The sequence below is a fragment of the Bradyrhizobium sp. CIAT3101 genome, assembly GCF_029714945.1.
Taxonomy (GTDB): Bacteria; Pseudomonadota; Alphaproteobacteria; order Rhizobiales; family Xanthobacteraceae; genus Bradyrhizobium.
In genome coordinates this window covers 5,847,106-5,862,531 of the sequence record NZ_CP121634.1, presented here as the reverse complement: position 1 = coordinate 5,862,531, position 15,426 = coordinate 5,847,106, and the positions used below count along the sequence as shown (strand labels likewise).

Here is a 15,426-nt window from a genome sequence, read left to right as displayed (position 1 = left end):
TAAGGGCCACAAGCGGAAATGCGCGAGTTCACAAAAATCCACGCGCGATGTACGATTTCGCATGCAAATGAGCTATTTCGAAACCCTTCCAGCCTCAGTCCGCGAAACGGCGAACTCTGCTCTGCGCGCGGCTTTTGGGCAAATGCAAATAGCGGGTGTAAATCCCATTAAGGGTGGCGCTACCACCGCATCAACGCTGCGGATCGACGTTGGTGGCCGCCGTTACCTTTTGCGGATAGAAGGCGAGCCGAGCCCGCTGCGTAATCCTCATCAGTATGTGTCCATGCGTATCGCAGCGGAGGCAGGAATTGCGCCACCGATCCGCTTCATAGACGAAGCAGCTCGTGTAGCGGTGATCGACTTCATCGAGCAAAGACCGTTGAATACCTTTCCGGGCGGCCGCGTCGCGCTTTCACAAGCTCTCGGGAACTTGGTCAGGCGCGTGCAATCTACACCGACCTTTCCATATTTCATCGACTACCCTGAAATTGTCGCATCCCTATTCCGGCACGTACGTCGGACCGGACTTTTTGCAGACGGCCGTCTCGATCCCCACTTTGAACGCCTCGAACTGCTTCAAAAGACCTACGACGCTGGTTTGTCGAGAGTTGTCTCCAGCCATAATGATTTTATTCCAAGCAACATTCTATTCGACGGCAATCGTCTTTGGTTGATCGATTGGGAGAGTGCCTATCGAAACGATCCGTTTGTGGACGTGTCAATCGCTCTCGACAGCATCATACGCTCGCAGGATTTGGAACCCATTTTCTGCGAGGCTTGGCTTGGCAAATCTCTAGATGACGAGGCGTTAGCCCGGCTCGTGACCGTTCGGGCTCTAACTCGCCTATATTACGCAGGCGTCCTGCTTAGCGCTTCCGCCGCAACATCTTGCACTAGTGGAGATGTCGATCTTTCTGCGCCGACTGTAGCGGAGTTCGAACGAATGGCTCGCAACGGGCATTTGAAGCCCGGTGAACCCCAAACGAAGCATGTATTGGGCAAGATGTTTCTAGCCTCGTTTATGACAGGCGTTGAAGCGCCGGGCTTCGCCGCTGCCGTTTAGTGGTTGGATAGATCATTCATTTCTGCTGTGGGTCAGAAGCGGGCATTTCCTCGCGGTCTGCACGTGGTCCGCTGACAGCCCGGGAACTGCCTTCTCAGCATTGGAAATTAACGTCCCTCAAGCGCCGTGAGCAGACCTCATCCAGTTCCAGCCGCTCCAGGGCGGCAACAAGCATTTTCCGATGCTGACGCAGGTAGTTCGGCGTGGGCGCTAGAACAAAAAAGATCTCGAGTTGCAGGACATGATACGTCGGATAAGGACCGGACGTTGGCGTGCGGCTATCAAGAGGCAACGTTCAGAAGGAGGCATCCAGCGGCAAAAACCAAGGCCGCGTAAGTAAGGAGCATACCTAGGCCTCGCACCGCGGCCAATGCCCAAAGCATGCCAATCGCGTGCAAGAGCCGCCCGAACGCCAGCGTTGTACCGATGGCGGCGACCGTCCAGACGGGAGAAGCATGCACCTCGACCAAGCCCAGTGAAATCAGTCCGAGCGGCACGTATTCGATGAAGTTGCCTTGAGTGCGGATGCGCCGCTGCAGCGTCTCGTCACTGCTGTTCCCTACCATCTGTCCGACCTTTGCGCGGCGCAGGGAAATGGGAAACGACAGGGCGACAAGAGAGATCGCGAAGGCCGCTGCGAAGGTAGAGGTAATGGGAAGTACAGTCATAGTTAGCGGGCGCTGTCGATAATTGCGCCGCCGTCGGCAGCAAGGCTGGTTCCGGTAATGAACTGCGCGTCCTTGCTGGCGAGAAATAGCACCGCAGGGGCCACGTCGTTTTCCGGTGTGCCGTACCGTGCCAGGGCGTTTGTCGGTGCGGGTATGCTCGCGGCAGGGTCCCATGTTTCGGCGAGCGGCAGGACATTATTCACGGTGATCTTGTCAACACCCCATTCACGTGCGGCGGTCCGCGTCAGGGCGCGAACGGCTTCCTTGGCCATGTTGTAGGGACCATAATCCGCGAGGCCAATGATCCCAGCCATTGAGCCGAAGTTGATGACGCGGCCTTCTCCGCTTGCTTTCAAATAGGGATAGCAGGCTTGCATCGTGCGCAGATAGGCAATCGGTCCCGTGTCGAAATTGCGCTGCAACTGCTCCGCCGAAAGCTCAACAATTGATGACAAATGCGCGGTTGGATCGAAGGCGTTGTTCACGAGGATGTCGATCTGACCATAGGCGGCAACTACCTTGTTCACCGCCGCCACGATTTGATCCGTTTTGCTGATGTCACATACCACTCCCAGGGCCGTGCCGCCCGCTGCCTCGATCCCCGCAACGGTGGCATCAACATTCGCGGGTGTAAGCGACAGGACCGCAACTTTCGCGCCTTCCGCCGCGAGCAGGTTGGCGGTGGCGCGGCCAATGCCGCGACCGGCACCCGTAACGATGGCAACTTTCCCGTTCAATCGATTCATGCACGTCTCCTTCGATAGTTCTTGTTGGGGATCGTTCGCTGTGCGTCAGAATATCGTCGTCAGCGCGTAGGGCGACGGAATTATGCGGACAGCGTTCTGTGTGAAGAAGGAAGCGGCGAGCAGCGCTAGTCCGATTACAGCGGGCAAGGCTTCACCTGGCTTTCGGGCGGCAACGTGGGCCAAGCCTGCTAACAACAGGTGATAGAGCATACCCGCGTAAGCGAGGTCGCTAAGCGCCACGCTGAAGCGCAAAAGTATTGCCGCCGAGCCCAATACTTTCACGATGATCAATAGCGGCACGAGGTAGGCCGGATATCCGAGGTCGGCCAGCGCTTTCCGGACCCGATCCCCTTTCGTGAGGTACATCATGGCGGAGATGAGATACAGCAGGGACAAAAGTGCCGTGCTGATCCAGTAGGTGTAAATTGTTGCCATGGGGGCGTCATGCTTGCTGAGGGGACAGCAGCATCCTTTCTTCGCGTTGATTTGCCTGACAGCGGCTATTCGCCACGACCTCGTGGCGGCTTACGTCGAAAGTGTAGGACAAGATCGATTTTAACAAGTAGGATGAATAACTTGATGTTAGTATGGAAAACCAGACTATGGTCGGTAGGCAGATGAACATGCACGAGGAGATGCGGCGCGCGTTCGCGCTGCTCTCGGGCAAATGGAAGCTTGAGATCATGTGGTTGCTCAACAAGCGGGTCTACCGCTTCGGCGAACTGCGAAAGGCGATCCCGGGGATCACGCAACACATGCTCACGGCTCAGCTGCGCGAACTAGAGGCCGATGGTCTCGTATCGCGTACCGTGTTTGCGGAAGTGCCGGTTCGGGTCGAATATGAAATTACCGAGAAGGCACGTGGACTCGGCCCCGCGATGGAGGCGCTGACAGCTTGGTGGATCAAGTACGGAAAGACCGTACCAGCCAAGCCCAGTGTGCGGGGGCGCAAACCAAAGGGCGAATGACTCAACTCAAGCTAAGACCGAAGCTAAAGTTGCCGTCGCTTCCGCTAGCCAAATGGATTGGAGCTTGCGACGATTAACGGCGGTCGGCCATAGCCGGATGGCTGGGAGCCGAAGGCAAGGCTCGGCCGCAGGCTTGTTGCATCCGGTCGATCGGCTGTCACTAGCGCTGCCGGGCGACTGCCTATTTCAGCTTAATGGCCTTGAGCATCGTTTCAGTGTCGGTCAGCCAGACGCTTCCGTCGTTTTTCAACCGCGCCAGCACGCGCCGCATCGCGGCTGCGCCATCGGGGGTACCAACGACAAAGGGATGGATTCCGATCACCACCGTGGTCGCCTCGCGAGCCGGATCACCGCGCGCTTCCTCGGCGAGCTCGATCACGTAGTCGAGCCACAATTTCTCGATTTCGGTCGGCGACTTCATGCGCGACAGATTTTGCCCCATGTCGACCGTCACCACCGGGTAGGGCAATAACATCAGCGGTCCGTTCGGCGTGTCGAGCTGCGATACGATGTCCGAATCCATGCCATCGATGGTGTAGGTGACGCCCGCGGCAGCCATCGCCTGCATCGTGTCGGAATTGGCATAGACGCTCGGGCTCGACCAGCCGGTCGATTTCACGCCCGTCGTCGACGCGATGAGCGCGAGGGTGTCGTTGATGTAGCTTTTCTGCTCATCGACGCCACGACCGAGTGGCAGCATGTGGCTGGTGTTGTTCATGCCGTGGGCGACGATCGGCGCGTTCGGCTGAAGGCTGCGAAGCTCCTTCCATTCCGACGGATGGGCGCGCGGAAATTCTGCATTCAAGGCGATGCTGAGCGGCACATCCAGATCCCTGAAAAGGCGGGCGACGCGCAGGTTTCCCCAACTCAGCGAATATTGGCGGAAGTTTTCGTTGACGAGATCCGGGCTCCGGCCGGCAAGGTCGGGGCGGTAGACCGGTCCCTGGCCAAAGCCGAATTCCTCGACAAAGAGCACGAAACTCACGGCCACTTTCTTGCCGCCGGGCCAGGCGGCGACATGGACGGGGTTGCGTGGAAATTTCGTGATCCAGTCGACCTCCTGCTGCGCCGAAACCGTTGCAGGCATCACGAGCGACAGGACGGCGGCCGTCGCAACGAGCAGTCCGAATGGGCGGGACCGGCATCGCATCATGATCGGCGGCCGTCGGTGGAGATTGGCAAGCGAGGCCTCCCAGGAGTGATCTGTCGGTGCATGATCTCGTCCGTCAATCGCCGCCGGGCGCCGCGGGCCGAGACGCTTTTTTCCCGGACCGGACTTGTCCGAGACGCACGGTCTGAAGGTCGTAGATAGAGCGTTCGGCCTTAAAAAATCGTATTTGTCGCGACGGATTTCGTCGCGGCGAACGACCGGCTTGCTCCGGCTACAGGACCTTGCTTGCGCCGGGAATTTGCCGCAGCGCGCGCGTGAGCGCCCAGCTGAATGCGACTGTCAGCACGAAGCCGACGGTCGCCTTGACGATCGCCGGTAGATTGTAATCGAACAGCCAATACTGCAGCCAAAGCGCGATCGGGTAGTGCACCAGGAAGATGCCGAAGGCATCTGCCTGCATCGGGTCGAGAAGCCTGGCGGTGCCCGATTGCTTGAACCTCTGGAAAAAAGCCAGGATGAGAAACATGATGGCCACGCTGAAGACCGTGAAGCAGGCGGCGTAAAGGCCTTCGTACCAGTCCGGCAACGGCGATGGATTGCCGAGGATTTCCCGCTTGATGTAGATCAGTCCCCAGAGCAGACAGTACGGCACGATCGCGAGCACCATCCACTCCCAGCTGACCTTTGCCATGCGGCCGTCGGCCGCGAGCAGGCCGCGGTCCATATTCGCGACGCCGATACCGGCGCCGAAAAAGAAGTAGCTGGCATAGAGCATCACCCGCCCGAGCTGCACCGAGAATGGCCCAAACTCGAACCAGGTGCTGTGTCCGTAGTGCATCAGCCCGGGAATGTAGAACGCCGCGGTCACGGCCAGCATGACGGCGAAGAAGTCGGCCGGCCGGCGGCGGCCGTGCAGCGAAAGACGATTGAGCGGGTCGAGCAGGTGGGGTCGCAGTCGAAACAGCAGGCACGCCGCCAGGTCGAAGGCGAACAGGACCCAGAGAAACCAGATCGGTCCGCTCGGCCACGGGCCCTTGGTGATCATGTTCCAATAGTACTCCGAAAAGCCGATTTCGGGGTGTTGTCGGAGCGAGATGGCGTAGTAGGCGAGCGGGATGACCGTGAAGGCGCAGATCACGAACGGCAGGCCGAGCCGGAGCACGCGGTCCTGGAGATAGTTGGCCACCCCCTTACGGGCGATGCCGGACCAGGCGAACAGCCCGGACAGGAAAAAGAACATCGCCATGAAGAAACTGTCGGTGGCGAGCACGATCATGTCGAAGCCGAAGAAGTACTTCGGGTCGGTGTGGCCGAAATAGGTGTACGGAATCACGGCATGATGCAGCAACACGACCAGGGTCAGAAATGTTCGGGCCCGGTCGATCGCGGGATTGCGGGTCTTCGCTTTGGGAACCGATCGTACTTCGGTCGTCATACCAACCTCGAGGGTCGTCATGATTTGCTGCTCCCATCCTCAGAACGGCGCGTTTTGGCCGCCACAGACTACGTCCTGCGCGGGCATGACCTTGACGTGGATCAATGGTAGAGCACGACTGTATCGCTGGCTGCCCGTATGGAGCGCTTCTGCGCACGGACTCAGCTGGCCAAATTTGCTGTCCAGACCTGGCCTTCTGTACTGCCGGACCGCCGTCCGCACACCCCCGACGAGCGGCGATGATGGCATCATGCCACTGTTTTGCCCGACGGATCAAGCGGATTTCGCAAAATCAGCAGTTCCTGCGACTAAACCATTGATGTCGCTGTCACCGGCTACTGTGCATGGGGTTGTTTTCGATAGTCTTGGGGCCGGGCCGCGAAAGCCGCGGCCTGAGCCCGATGTCAGTGTCCGCCGAGATAGGCCGTGATCAGCTTGGGATCGTGGATGAGATCCTTGGCGGGGCCGGACTGCACGATCTCGCCGGTCTCGAGCACGTAGCCGTAATCGGCCGTCTCCAGCGCGGCGCGGGCGTTCTGCTCGACCAGCAGGATCGACACGCCGAGATCGCGCAGCGATGCGATGGTGCGAAAGATCTCGCGCACGATCAGCGGCGCGAGGCCGAGGCTCGGTTCGTCCAGCATCAGCAGCTTCGGTTTCGCCATCAGCGCGCGCCCGAGTGCGAGCATCTGGCGCTCGCCGCCGGAGAGGGTGCCCGCGGCCTGGCGTTGCCGCTCCTTCAGACGGGGAAAGCGATCGTAGACCTCGCCGAGCGTCCTCTGGACGCCCGAGCGATCGCGCAGGCTGTAGGAGCCGAGCAGAAGATTGTCGGCGACCGACATGTCGGAGAACAGCTCGCGCTTTTCCGGGACCAGACACAGCCGGCGCTCGACGCGATCCTCGACGGACATTTTTCCGATGTCGCCGCCCTGGAAGACCATGCGGCCGCGCGATGCGAGCAGCCCGATGGCCGCCATCAGCAGCGTGGTCTTGCCGGCACCGTTCGGGCCGATGACGGTGACGATCTGGCCTTCTTCGATCGACAGCGAGACGTTGCGGACCGCTTCGACGTTGTCGTAGCAGACGGTCACGTCCGTCATGGAAAACATCCCGCTCACGCGACGCCTCCGAGATAGGCCTCTTGAACCCGTTCGTCGCTGCGGATCGCCGCTGGCGCGCCTTCGCAGAGTTTTGAGCCGAAATCGAGCACCACGATGCGGTCGACCAGCGACATCACGAACTCCATGTCGTGCTCGACGATCAGGATGGTCAGATGGTCCGCCCGCAGCGAGCGAAGCAGCTCCGCAAGCCGCAGCTTCTCCTGGCGGCGCAGGCCTGCTGCCGGCTCGTCCAGCACCAGCAGCGCCGGGTCGGCGGCCAGCGCACGGGCGATCTCCAGGATACGCTGGTTGCCGAGCGGCAGATTGCCTGCGAGCTCGAACGGCTTTTCACCGAGGCCGACGCGCTCGAGCTGCGTCAGGGCCTCGTGCCGCGCGCTGGCCTCCTCACGCTGGTTGAGACGGAAGGCGCCGGCGAACAGGCCCGTGCCGGTGCGGGCGTAGGTGCCGAGCATCACGTTTTCCAGAAGGCTCATGCGCGGCCGCAGCTTCACGTGCTGGAAGGTCCGCGCGACACCCGCCTTGGCGATGCGGGATTGCGCATCATGCGTAATGGGACGTCCCGCAAAGACGATCTCGCCCTTGTTGACCCTGAGCGCGCCGGTCAGGCAGTTGAACATCGTGCTCTTGCCGGCGCCGTTCGGGCCGATGACGGCAAGGATCTCGCCGGACCGGACCTCGAAGCTGACATTGTTGACCGCGACCAGCCCGCCGAACCGGCGCTCGGCGCCGTCGACTTTCAGAAGCAGCTCGCCCGGCGTCGGTTGGGGACGACGCGGCAGCGGCGGCGCAGGCTGCGGCCGCTCGCGTTTGATCTTCGGCAGATAGCGCGCGACGAACGGCACGATGCCCTGCCGCGCCCATTGCAGGAACAGGATGAACAATGCGGAGAAGGCGACGATCTCGAGCTGGCCGGAGGCGCCCTTGGCGATCAGCGGCAGATAGTCCTGCACGCTGTTCTTGAGCAGGGTGACGACGGCGGCACCCACGACGCCGCCGAGCAGGCTACCGGCGCCGCCGACCATCGACATCATCAGATATTCGATGCCCATGCCGGCATCGAACGGGCCCGGGCTGATGAAGCGGCTCATATGGGCGTAGAGCCAGCCGGAGAGCGAAGCCAGAAAGGCCGCGATCACGAAGGTCACGAGCTTGATCCGGAAGGCGTTGATGCCGAGGCTCTCGACCAGCGTATTGCCGCCGCGCAGCGCGCGCATGGCGCGACCGAGCCTGGAGTCCAGCAGATTGTATCCGAGCAGGAGGACGGCCGCGACGATGCCCCAGATCAGGAAGTAGATCTGCGCGCTCGACACCAGCGAGAGCGATCCGATGCTGATCGGCGGAATCGACGAGATGCCGTTGAAGCGGCCGAGCCCCTCGACATTGCCGAACAGGAAGCCGATGGCGAGACCCCAGGCGACGGTCGAGAGCGACAGGAAGTGCCCCTGGAGCCGCAAGGTGACGACGCCGAGGATGGCTGCGACGCAGCAGGTCAGCGCCACGCCGAACAGGAGGCCGAGCCACGGAGAGTATCCGTTCAATGCGGAGACCCAGGCGGTCGCATAGGCCGCGACGCCCACGAACGCCGCCTGTCCGAACGACACGATGCCGCCGACGCCGGTGAGCAGCGCAAGGCCGATGGCGACCAGCGAGTAGATGCCGATATAGTTCATCAACGTGATGCTGAACGGGCTCAGCACGAGAGGGGCGAGCGCGAGGCACACCACCGCCGCCACGGCTGCAAGCTGAACGTGAAGGCGCGTCATTCCTCGATCTCCTCCTCGGAATGCAGCGAGGCGAGGGATCGCCAGATCAGGATCGGGATCAGCAACGAGAACACGATCACGTCCTTCAGCGCGCTGCTCTCGAAGGATGCGAAGCTCTCGAGGATGCCGACGCCGACGGCGCCGATCGCGGCGCCAGGATAGCTGGTCATGCCGCCGACGATGGCGCCGACGAAGGCCTTGAGGCCGATCAGAAAGCCGGAATCGTAGAACACCGTGTTGACCGGCGCGATCAGGATTCCGGATACGCCGGCCATCAGCGATCCCAGCAGATAGGCGATCGTGCCGGCACGGGCGGGCCGTATCCCCATCAGGCGGGAGCCGGTCCGGTTCACGGCCGTGGCGCGCAGCGATTTTCCGACCAGCGTAAAGTCGAAGAAGAGATAGAGCAGGCCAGAGAAGACGAGGGCTGCAATCACGATCAGCATGGTCTGGCCCGAGACCAGCACACCGGCGAACTCGGTCGAGAACGATGTCAGCGGTTCGGTTCTGACGCCTTCGGGGCCGAAGAAGAGCAGGCCGAGGCCCACCAGTGCGAAATGCAGCGCCACGGAGACCGTCAGCAGCAACAGCACCGTTCCGTCCGCGATGGGGCGGAAGACGATCCGGTCCAGAAGCGGCGCGATCGGCGTGATCAGCATCAGCGCAAGCACGAGCCTGACGGCAAGCGGCGGCTCGGCGCGCATCGTCAGCCAGGCGAGGCCGACGACGGCGAGCGGAAGTACGAGATAAAAAAGGAGGGCGCGCGGCAGCAGGCGAAGCTCGCCGGAGCGCAGCAGCGAGATGATCTCGATCAGGGTCGCGAGGCCGGCCAGGATGACGACGAGTGCGCCGGTTCCGGGAAAGCGCTTCGCATCGAGGGCCGCCAGCGTCAGGGCCGTGAATGCGGCGATGTCGCCAAAGGGAATGAAGATGACCCGTGTCACCGTGAAGATGAGGACGGTCCCGATTGCCACCAGCGCGTAGACTGCGCCGGTGGCGATCCCGTCGATCCCAAGGATGGCTGCGATGTCGCTCGTCATTGAGACGCCGTTGCTCCTTCTGGCTGCCTGCCGCCGTCCGACTACGGCGCGTACTTCCAGGCGCCGCCGGTCAGGCGCACGACGACGAGCGAGCGCTCGTCGACGCCGGTCACGGAACCCGGCTTGAAGTTATAGATGGCATGGACGCCCGGCAGCTCCTTGGTGCTGAGGATCGCATCCCGCAGCGCGGTGCGGAATTCCGCCGTTCCGGGCTTCGCGGTCTTGAGCGCGCGCTCGGCTGCGTTGGCGAAAATCAGCCAGGCGTCGAAGGAGTAGGCGGAGAAGCCGTCGGTGGTCGGAATGTTGTGGGTCTTCTGGTAGACGCTGCGGAAATCCAGCGCGATCTTCTTGGCGAAGTGCTCGTCGGGCAGCTGCTCGGCGACGATGACGGGACCGGCGGAGACCTGAATGCCGTCGGCCGCCTTGCCGCCGACATTGACGAAGTCCGGATTGACCAGCGCCACTGTGCCGTAGGTGTTGCCCTTGAAGCCGCGGTCGGCGAGGCTAAGCAGAGGCAGGGCGCCTTGCGTCCCCGAGCCGCCGTCCAGCACGGCATCCGGCCGCGCGGCAAGCACCTTCAGGATCTGCGCGGTGACCGAGGTATCGGTGCGGGCATATCGCTCGTTGCTCTGGATCTTGATGTCGCCGGCGGCTTCGGCTGCCTTGGCGCCGTTATAGACGAGGTCGCCCCATGCGTCGGAGAAGCCGATATAGCCGATATTCTTCATGCCATCGCGCTTCATGCGATCGGCGACGATCTTGACGAGCAGGGATGCCGGCTGCGGCACCGACACCACCCACTGCTCGGGCGTTTCCGGCAGCTTGCCGATCGGCGAGACCGCGATCATCGGCACCTTCAGCTCGCTCGCCACCGCCGCCATGGCGATGGTCGACGGTGCCGTCGCGGTGCCGATCAGGAGGTCCACCTTCTCCTCTTCCACCAGCTTGCGCGCGTTGCGGGTCGCTGCCGACGGGTCGGAGCCGTCGTCGAGCTGGATCAGGCGAATGGTTTCGCCATTGATGGTCTTCTTGTACTCATAGGCCGCATTGATGCCGCGCCCATAGGGGATTCCGATCGACGATCCGTTGCCGCTGAGCGAGGTGACGAAGCCGATGGTGATATCGGCCTGTGCAGCCGGAGCGGCGAAGAGTCCGGCGACAAGTGCAAATAGGCTCAGAGTCTTGCGCATATGCGTTCTCCTCCGTTGGTGCTGGATAGGAATGCCTCGAAGCTGCCGCGCGGGGAGCCCGAGCGACGAACGAACCGGTTGAAAGCATTGCTGCGGCGCCGAAATCCGGGCGCGATCGATAGAGAGTTTGCTCGGCCGCGCGTCAGCAGCCATGGCGGTGCTTGTTGCTCGAACAACGGGCCCATCGGCAAATGCGGGCAGGCCCTTTCTGGAGCGATGAAAGGCCAATGACGCGGCCGCGATCCGCGGCCGGCGATGCTGCCACTGCCGGCTGTTCGAGCACGGCGACTGTCCACACGATTGAGTCTCTCAAAATCGGTGCCCTGCAACATCATTGTCATGGCCACCGGTCCTTGACCGGCGAGGAATTACTTAAAGCCTAAAGTATTGCCGGTGGCGCCGTCAACACGTGTCACGGGGCTGTCAGAAAAAAATGTTGCTGCATACAATTTCGTCAGTGTGCGGCGCTTCTTCGCGGATCGAATGAACGAAAACGCCGTGCTCGCCTCGCCGTGACGGTGCCGGTCGCTAGCGCCGCCGCGCGCATTTGACGGGTGAATTAGTTTATGGTTGAAATATTCATCGGCAGCCGACGACCGATCCTCCGACCACCGCTTGAGGAGAAGGACGATGCGCATCTTCTGGCAGAGCTTCGTTGATGCGAGCGTGAACGCGCCCTACATGGCGCGGCTGTCGGAATACCTGAACAACATCGCTGCATCAGGCACGACGGTTCATGTCGAGGGCATTACGCCGCCGGACCGGGAGTTCGGACGGCTTGCGGAATTGCGCTGCGCCGTCCAGGCGATCGATAATGGCATCGCGGCCGAGGAGGGCGGGTTCGACGCCTTTGTCATGGGGCATTTCCAGGATCCCGGACTGTACGAGCTGCGCTCGGCGCTCGACATTCCCGTGATCGGGACCGGCGAGGCGACGTTGCTGGCGGCCTCGCAACTCGGCCGGCGGCTCGGCCTTGTAACGCTCGATCCCGTCTTCGAGGTCTGGCACTACGAGCAGGCCGAGCGCTACGGCCTCCGTGATCGCGTGGTCCATGTGACCGGTCTTGGCTGCAAGCCGGAGGATTTCGCCGATGCGTTCGCCGGAGACGAGGCCGCGCAAGCCCGCATGATCGAGGATTTTGTCGCGTGCGCTCTTCCGCTGGTCGAGCGCGGCGCGGACGTCGTGATCCCGGCCGGCGTGCTGCCGGGCCTCCTGATCGGGAAGGAGCATGGCCTGAAGGTCGGCCACGCGCCGGTGGTCAATTGTGCGGCGGTGGCGCTGAAGAGTGCCGAGATGTGGGTCCAGCTCCAGCGGCTCAATGGCACCGAGCCCAGCCGCGGGCCGAGCTTCAAGCGCGCCAGCGCCCAGGCGCGGGCGGATTTCCGCGCGTTGCTCGCCCGTAACGACCGTTAGTCCTGCCAGATTGTTCTTGGAGACCAAGCCATGATGACCCCCGAAAAGATCCTGTACGAGACCGAGGTGACGGCGACCGGCGGTCGGGACGGCAAGGCCGCCAGCGCCGACGGTCTTCTGTCGGTGTCGCTGTCCTTGCCGAAATCGATGGGCGGCCCCGGCGGCGAAGGAACCAATCCCGAGCAGCTCTTTGCGGCCGGCTATGCCGCGTGCTTTCTCGGCGCAGTCAAGCTCGTCGCGCGGACGCGGAAGGTGGTGCCCTCTGCCGAGCCTTCCGTGACCGCGAAGGTCGCGATGGGGCCGGTCCCCGTCGGATATGCGCTGGCTGTCGAGCTGAAAGTCAATCTGCCCGGTGTCGAGAAATCGGTGGCCGAACAGGTCGTCGCCGGCGCGCATGAGCGCTGCCCCTATTCGAACGCAACCCGTGGCAATATTGACGTGAAATTGACGGTGGTTTGAGGCGAATGAACGAGGCGGGCCGTCGGTGACCAATACCTTACGCACACCGTATGATGGCGTCGTGATCGCGACGCCCGTCACGATTCCCTATGCGCGCTACTCCATCGAAAGCGCCCAATGGTGGATCGGCCGAGCGCTCAGCGCGCTCGTCGCGCAGGCCGGCATCAAGGCGTCCGATATCGATGGTCTGTGCGTCTCCAGCTTCACCATGGGCACCGACAGCGGCGTCGGGCTGACGCAGCATTTCGGTCTGTGCGTCCGGTGGCTGGATACGATCCCGCTCGGTGGCGCCAGCGCCATCGCCGGCTTACGAAAGGCTGCGCGCGCGGTTCAGGCCCATGACGCCGACATCGTGGCCTGCGTGGCAGGCGACACCAACCACGTCGATTCCTTCAGGCTGACGCTCGAGAACTTTTCGCGCTTCAATCAGGATGCCGTCTACCCCTACGGCGCGGGCGGCGCCAATTCGAGCTTCGCGCTGATCGCGCGCAACTACATGCGGACTTTCGGCGTTACGCGCGAGGACGTCGGCAGGATCGCGGTCGCCCAACGCGCGAATGCCTTGCGCAACCCGCATGCGCTGATGAAGACGCCGCTGACGCTCGAGCAATATCTCGCGGCACGGCCGATTTCCGATCCGATCCACCTGTTCGATTGCGTGATGCCATGCGCCGGTGCGGAAGCGTTTCTCGTCATGCGCGAAGAGACAGCGGCCTCGCTGAGGCTCCCGGCCGCGCGACTTCTGTCGACGATCGAACGGCACAATGCCTTCGCCGACGATCCGATGCAGGTGCGGGGCGGTTGGGCGATGGACATCGGCGAGCTCTATGCGATGGCCGGCGTGAAGCCCGATGATCTCGACGTCGTGCAGACCTATGACGACTATCCCGTCATCACGATGATGCAGTTCGAGGATCTCGGCTTCTGCAAGAAGGGGGAAGGGGCCGAGTTCGTGCGCCAGCACGATCTGACCATCGGCGGTGACTTTCCGCACAACACGTCGGGCGGACAGCTTTCGGCCGGGCAGGCCGGTGCTGCCGGCGCCTATCTCGGTCTCGTCGAAGGATTGCGGCAGGTTCTGGGGACTGCGGGCCCTACCCAGGTCGGGAATGCAAGCCTCGCCTTGGCGTCCGGGTTCGGTATGATCAACTATGATCGCGGTCTGGCCTCGGGCGCCGCGATCCTTGCAGGGCCCTCGCGATGATAGAGCCGATCAAGCCGCCCCGGCGCAAGAACCCGCTGTTGCGAACGCGGCTGCCGGCCTCGCCACCGCGACCGCGCAGCAGGACGTCGCACGGCTTCACACGGGCGGCCGCCGAAGGCCGCTTCATGCTGCAACGCTGCGAGGCTTGCGGCTCCTTTGCTTATCCCGCGCGGGAGGCATGTCCGTCGTGCCTGTCGGATGGCCTGGCTTTCGTCGACGCGCCACGGCGAGGCACGCTGCTCGCCGAGACGACCGCGCGGGTGCCGAGCGACGTCTATTTCCGCGAGCGGGCGCCGTGGCGGATCGGCCTCGTCAGGATGGATTGCGGTCCGACGATCGTGACCCATCTCCATGCCGACTGTGCCGAGGGCGCAGCCGTCCGGATGTCGTTTCAACTCGACAAGAGCGGCCAGGCGGTGGCCTTTGCCCATCCCGAAGGGGAGACCCCCAACATGGCAGACGACAAGCAGTGGCGGGAAATGACGGCCGATCCGAAATTCCGGCGCGTGCTCGTGACCAACGGCCGCAGCGTGATCGGCCAGGAAGCCGTCGCGGCCTTGAAGACCGCGGGCGCCAAGACGGTGTTCGTCGGCATTGCCGATCCGTGGCGTCCGTTCGCCGGAGAAAACCTGCTGCGCGGACAGGACGGAATCGAGATCGTGACCCTCGACGCGGCCGACGAAAAATCGGCCACTGATCTCGCGGCCGACATCGGCGGCAAGGTCGATATCCTCGTCAACACGACGGAATATGTGCGACCGGGCGGACTGCTCGACCGCAGGGGCACGAGCATCGCGCGCGACGAGATCGATCAGGCCTATCTCGGCTTTATCAACCTCGCGCAGGCCTTTGGACCCGCCATGCGGATGCGCGGCGCCGACGGCATCAGCAACAGCGCCGCCTGGGTCAACATTCTCTCGGTCTATGCGTTGGCGAGTTGGCCTGCCTTTGGTGCCTACTCGGCCTCGCAAGCGGCGTGCCTGTCGCTCTCGCACTGCCTTCGTGCCGAGCTCAGACCTGGCGGCGTCAGGGTGATGAATCTTTTCACCGGGCCCATTGACACCGAATGGTTCCAGGCCGTGCCCCCGCCAAAGGTCGCGCCGCGCGCAGTCGCGCAGGCGATCGTGTCGGGGCTCAAAGGCGGCCTCGAGGAGATGTATGTCGGAGATGTCGCCGAAGAGATCCGGCAACGTCTCGCGGCCAATCGGAAGGCGCTCGAACGTGAGCTCGACAGGTGAAATCGGA

At 62.7% G+C, this 15,426-nt stretch carries 16 protein-coding genes; 6 read left to right on the top strand and 10 right to left on the bottom strand.

Annotation, left to right across the window (positions count from 1 at the left end):
* Window positions 1-61 precede the first annotated feature (61 nt).
* On the top strand, window positions 62-1,063 hold the full coding sequence (locus QA645_RS27790) for a phosphotransferase (RefSeq protein ID WP_283044676.1): 1,002 nt from the start codon (window positions 62-64) through the stop codon (window positions 1,061-1,063).
* A 281-nt stretch (window positions 1,064-1,344) separates the two neighbouring features.
* Here the strand turns inward: QA645_RS27790 and QA645_RS27785 are convergent, their stop codons facing one another.
* Genes QA645_RS27785 through QA645_RS27775 form a run of 3 tightly spaced genes read right to left on the bottom strand, consistent with a single transcriptional unit; the run spans window position 1,345 to window position 2,912 of the window.
* Complete coding sequence (locus tag QA645_RS27785; protein ID WP_283044675.1) at window positions 1,345-1,731, bottom strand: MAPEG family protein; 387 nt, start codon at window positions 1,729-1,731, stop codon at window positions 1,345-1,347.
* 2 nt (window positions 1,732-1,733) lie between these two features.
* Window positions 1,734-2,477, bottom strand: a complete 744-nt coding sequence (locus QA645_RS27780; RefSeq protein WP_283044674.1) for an SDR family oxidoreductase — start codon at window positions 2,475-2,477, stop codon at window positions 1,734-1,736.
* Between the two features lie 45 nt (window positions 2,478-2,522).
* On the bottom strand, window positions 2,523-2,912 hold the full coding sequence (locus QA645_RS27775; RefSeq protein WP_283044673.1) for a DoxX family protein: 390 nt from the start codon (window positions 2,910-2,912) through the stop codon (window positions 2,523-2,525).
* 152 nt (window positions 2,913-3,064) lie between these two features.
* Between QA645_RS27775 and QA645_RS27770 the strand changes: the two genes are divergently transcribed.
* The gene (locus QA645_RS27770) at window positions 3,065-3,445 is read left to right on the top strand and encodes a helix-turn-helix domain-containing protein (protein WP_283044672.1); all 381 of its coding nucleotides are present in this window, start codon (window positions 3,065-3,067) and stop codon (window positions 3,443-3,445) included.
* Between the two features lie 181 nt (window positions 3,446-3,626).
* Here QA645_RS27770 and QA645_RS27765 read toward each other — a convergent pair whose 3' ends face one another.
* From QA645_RS27765 to QA645_RS27735, 7 genes are all read right to left on the bottom strand, one after another.
* Window positions 3,627-4,532, bottom strand: coding sequence for a polysaccharide deacetylase (locus tag QA645_RS27765; protein ID WP_283044671.1), 906 nt, complete (start codon window positions 4,530-4,532; stop codon window positions 3,627-3,629).
* Between the two features lie 295 nt (window positions 4,533-4,827).
* Window positions 4,828-6,012, bottom strand: a complete 1,185-nt coding sequence (locus QA645_RS27760) for an acyltransferase (RefSeq protein ID WP_283044670.1) — start codon at window positions 6,010-6,012, stop codon at window positions 4,828-4,830.
* 383 nt (window positions 6,013-6,395) lie between these two features.
* Window positions 6,396-7,109, bottom strand: a complete 714-nt coding sequence (locus tag QA645_RS27755) for an ABC transporter ATP-binding protein (protein ID WP_283044669.1) — start codon at window positions 7,107-7,109, stop codon at window positions 6,396-6,398.
* A complete protein-coding gene (locus QA645_RS27750; RefSeq protein WP_283044668.1) occupies window positions 7,106-8,875 on the bottom strand; it encodes a branched-chain amino acid ABC transporter ATP-binding protein/permease in 1,770 nt (589 codons plus the stop codon). Before QA645_RS27750 ends, QA645_RS27755 begins: the two co-directional genes overlap by 4 nt.
* Complete coding sequence (locus tag QA645_RS27745; protein ID WP_254130507.1) at window positions 8,872-9,915, bottom strand: branched-chain amino acid ABC transporter permease; 1,044 nt, start codon at window positions 9,913-9,915, stop codon at window positions 8,872-8,874. The genes QA645_RS27750 and QA645_RS27745 overlap by 4 nt, the downstream gene beginning before the upstream one ends.
* Window positions 9,916-9,956: 41 nt before the next feature.
* A complete protein-coding gene (locus tag QA645_RS27740) occupies window positions 9,957-11,105 on the bottom strand; it encodes an ABC transporter substrate-binding protein (protein WP_283044667.1) in 1,149 nt (382 codons plus the stop codon).
* Between the two features lie 368 nt (window positions 11,106-11,473).
* On the bottom strand, window positions 11,474-11,743 hold the full coding sequence (locus QA645_RS27735) for a hypothetical protein (RefSeq protein WP_283044666.1): 270 nt from the start codon (window positions 11,741-11,743) through the stop codon (window positions 11,474-11,476).
* Here QA645_RS27735 and QA645_RS27730 point away from each other — a divergent pair.
* The 4 genes from QA645_RS27730 to QA645_RS27715 are packed head-to-tail and all read left to right on the top strand — an operon-like array spanning window position 11,736 to window position 15,419.
* On the top strand, window positions 11,736-12,518 hold the full coding sequence (locus tag QA645_RS27730; protein WP_283044665.1) for an aspartate/glutamate racemase family protein: 783 nt from the start codon (window positions 11,736-11,738) through the stop codon (window positions 12,516-12,518). The genes QA645_RS27735 and QA645_RS27730 overlap by 8 nt on opposite strands.
* A 30-nt stretch (window positions 12,519-12,548) precedes the next feature.
* Window positions 12,549-12,977 carry an organic hydroperoxide resistance protein gene (locus tag QA645_RS27725; protein ID WP_349253139.1) on the top strand — a complete coding sequence of 143 codons (429 nt, stop codon included), beginning with the start codon at window positions 12,549-12,551 and terminating at the stop codon, window positions 12,975-12,977.
* A gap of 25 nt (window positions 12,978-13,002) precedes the next feature.
* Window positions 13,003-14,181 (top strand): thiolase family protein, encoded by a 1,179-nt coding sequence (locus QA645_RS27720; RefSeq protein WP_283044664.1) that lies wholly within the window; start codon window positions 13,003-13,005, stop codon window positions 14,179-14,181.
* Window positions 14,178-15,419 (top strand): SDR family NAD(P)-dependent oxidoreductase, encoded by a 1,242-nt coding sequence (locus tag QA645_RS27715; RefSeq protein ID WP_283044663.1) that lies wholly within the window; start codon window positions 14,178-14,180, stop codon window positions 15,417-15,419. The genes QA645_RS27720 and QA645_RS27715 overlap by 4 nt, the downstream gene beginning before the upstream one ends.
* Window positions 15,420-15,426 lie beyond the last annotated feature (7 nt).

What these genes read in the sequence shown, in the direction of transcription:
- QA645_RS27790 (WP_283044676.1), top strand. Translation starts at nt 62, where the DNA reads ATGCAAATGAGCTATTTCGAAACCCTTCCAGCCTCAGTCCGCGAAACG.
- QA645_RS27785 (WP_283044675.1), bottom strand. Translation starts at nt 1,731, where the DNA reads ATGACTGTACTTCCCATTACCTCTACCTTCGCAGCGGCCTTCGCGATC.
- QA645_RS27780 (WP_283044674.1), bottom strand. Translation starts at nt 2,477, where the DNA reads ATGAATCGATTGAACGGGAAAGTTGCCATCGTTACGGGTGCCGGTCGC.
- QA645_RS27775 (WP_283044673.1), bottom strand. Translation starts at nt 2,912, where the DNA reads ATGGCAACAATTTACACCTACTGGATCAGCACGGCACTTTTGTCCCTG.
- QA645_RS27770 (WP_283044672.1), top strand. Translation starts at nt 3,065, where the DNA reads ATGGAAAACCAGACTATGGTCGGTAGGCAGATGAACATGCACGAGGAG.
- QA645_RS27765 (WP_283044671.1), bottom strand. Translation starts at nt 4,532, where the DNA reads ATGCCTGCAACGGTTTCGGCGCAGCAGGAGGTCGACTGGATCACGAAA.
- QA645_RS27760 (WP_283044670.1), bottom strand. Translation starts at nt 6,012, where the DNA reads ATGACGACCCTCGAGGTTGGTATGACGACCGAAGTACGATCGGTTCCC.
- QA645_RS27750 (WP_283044668.1), bottom strand. Translation starts at nt 8,875, where the DNA reads ATGACGCGCCTTCACGTTCAGCTTGCAGCCGTGGCGGCGGTGGTGTGC.
- QA645_RS27745 (WP_254130507.1), bottom strand. Translation starts at nt 9,915, where the DNA reads ATGACGAGCGACATCGCAGCCATCCTTGGGATCGACGGGATCGCCACC.
- QA645_RS27740 (WP_283044667.1), bottom strand. Translation starts at nt 11,105, where the DNA reads ATGCGCAAGACTCTGAGCCTATTTGCACTTGTCGCCGGACTCTTCGCC.
- QA645_RS27730 (WP_283044665.1), top strand. Translation starts at nt 11,736, where the DNA reads ATGCGCATCTTCTGGCAGAGCTTCGTTGATGCGAGCGTGAACGCGCCC.
- QA645_RS27735 (WP_283044666.1), bottom strand. Translation starts at nt 11,743, where the DNA reads ATGCGCATCGTCCTTCTCCTCAAGCGGTGGTCGGAGGATCGGTCGTCG.
- QA645_RS27725 (WP_349253139.1), top strand. Translation starts at nt 12,549, where the DNA reads ATGATGACCCCCGAAAAGATCCTGTACGAGACCGAGGTGACGGCGACC.
- QA645_RS27715 (WP_283044663.1), top strand. Translation starts at nt 14,178, where the DNA reads ATGATAGAGCCGATCAAGCCGCCCCGGCGCAAGAACCCGCTGTTGCGA.